We start from the raw sequence: 2,218 nt of genomic DNA on the forward strand, positions 1-2,218 counted from the left end.
CTCTAGTCTCGGTGGTTTAGTGGATTATGAAACCCAAAAGAAACTTGGCGATCGCCTAGGTTGGCGGAAGGAAGGTCAATGGCTCAATTATGAGCAACTAAACTTTGAATTAGAGCCGAATTCTCCCCTCGGTCATTTACCGGTTCATTGGTTGATTTTTGAGGAAAATCTTTGTTATCCATCTGCCGAGGTGGCTGACCATCAAAACTCCGTGGCTTTCTGGAGAGTTGGTCATTGGTTATTATGGCAACTTCACCTCGTTTTCAGCAAAATTCAAGCCTGTGGAATTATTCCTCTGTCTGACTTTTAAAGCGATTATCCTATTAAAACCTGATTTGCTATCACTACCAATTTCTTGACCGATAGTTAACTCTTAATCAGAAAAATATCGCCAAAAAATCCCCCCTTTTTACTGGAAACAAAAAGGGGAGAAAATATTAGATAGCTTTACGATTCAGCCATCCATTCCGTATGGAAAAACTCACCTCTGGGTTTATCGGTACGTTCATAGGTATGAGCGCCAAAATAATCCCGTTGTGCTTGGGTGAGATTTTGCGGTAAATTGGCCCGACGATAACTATCAAAATAGTCCAAAGAAGAACTAAAAGCCGGGACGGGAATTCCCAACTTATTAGCCAAGACTAACACTTCACGCCAAGCTTCTTGGCGATCGAGGATACTTTGCTTAAATTCCGGCGCTAACAACAAATTCGGCAGGCCCGGATTTTCCGCAAAAGCCTTGCGAATTTTATCCAAGAAACCGGCCCGAATAATACAGCCGCCCTTCCAGATGCGGGCCGATTCCGGCAGACTGATATTATAGTTAAATTCCTGAGAAGCCTTAGCGATTAAAGCCATACCCTGGGCATAGGAACACATTTTCGAGCAGTAAAGAGCATCACGCACCTTATCCACAAATAGTGCCGCATCCCCCGGATAGGTTTCCCCAGGTCCGGGTAACTCTTTTGCGGCTGCCACCCGTTCATCCTTATAAGCGGACATCACGCGAGCATTAACCGCAGCATAAATAGTCGGAATTGACACCCCCAACTCCAAGGAACTTAACACGGTCCAGCGTCCGGTTCCCTTTTGTCCCGCCGAATCCAAGATTAAATCTACCAGATGATGACCGGTTTCCGGGTCAACATACTTAAAGATATCGGCGGTAATTTCAATTAAATAAGAATTAAGCTCATCGGTGCGATTCCACTCGGTGAAAGTTTCCTGTAACTGCTGATTGCTTAGTCCTAGACCATTTTTCAGCACATCGTAGGCTTCCGCAATTAACTGCATATCGCCGTACTCGATGCCATTGTGAACCATTTTCACATAATGGCCCGCACCCCCGGGTCCCACGTAGGTGACACAGGGACCATCATCGACTTGGGCGGCAATTTTGGTTAAAATCGGCTCTAATTCCCGATAGGCGAACTCTGTACCCCCCGGCATCAGGGAAGGGCCGTGCAGAGCGCCTTCTTCGCCACCACTGACCCCCATCCCAACAAAACCCAGTTTAGTGGTCGATTCTAGGTCGCGGGTGCGTCTTTCCGTGTCCTCGTAGAGGGAGTTACCGCCATCGATAATCATATCTCCTTCTTCGAGAAGGGGTTTTAATTGTTCAATCACGGCATCCACCGGCGGGCCAGCTTTTACCATGACCAGAATTTTGCGGGGACGCTCTAAAATTTGGACGAATTCTTCTAAACTATAGGCCGCCTTGACATCTTTGCCGACGGCGCGAGTTTCCATAAATTCTTGAGTTTTGCTGGCGGTGCGATTGTAAACAGCGATGGGAAAACCCCGACTCTCCACATTGAGAGCGAGATTTTCTCCCATGACAGCTAGTCCGATAACACCGAAGGTACGTTTAGTCATAGAAATTCAGTCTCAGCTGATGCGTTCTTCCTCCCCTTTTAGCGCCTACTTTCCCTAAGATAGCTAAACTTTCCCTATTTCTTAAGCCTTGACTAATCAGTGATCAGTGATCAGTAATCAGTAATCAGTGATCAGATTTGGGTTTTCAGTGAGCAGCATTAAGTGAGGAGTGTTACAGCGTTTCTCCTCAAGATGAAGTGTAACCTAAGTAGATAGGTATTAAAAACTTTCAGATCCCCCCGCCTATCGGCACCCCCCTTATCAAGGGGGGCAGGGGGGATCGAACCTAAAATCCATTTTTAATTTAATTATAACCAGCTACTTAATTTGGTATCATCCCCAG

At 46.1% G+C, this 2,218-nt stretch carries 1 protein-coding gene and 1 pseudogene; one reads left to right on the forward strand and one right to left on the reverse strand.

Going from position 1 to position 2,218, the window contains the following annotated elements:
- Positions 1 to 310, forward strand: a pseudogene (locus PX481_RS25875) (GUN4 domain-containing protein); the annotation flags it as partial.
- A 137-nt stretch (positions 311 to 447) separates the two neighbouring features.
- On the opposite strand, the gene gnd reads toward PX481_RS25875, so the two are convergent.
- Entirely contained in the window at positions 448 to 1,875 is a 1,428-nt protein-coding gene (gnd, locus tag PX481_RS25880) for a decarboxylating NADP(+)-dependent phosphogluconate dehydrogenase (protein ID WP_002761470.1), read from the reverse strand.
- Positions 1,876 to 2,218 lie beyond the last annotated feature (343 nt).

Source organism: Microcystis sp. M53603_WE2 (genome assembly GCF_030065435.1).

Coding starts and splice junctions, on each gene's coding strand:
- gnd (WP_002761470.1), bottom strand. CDS start 1,875: ATGACTAAACGTACCTTCGGTGTTATCGGACTAGCTGTCATGGGAGAA.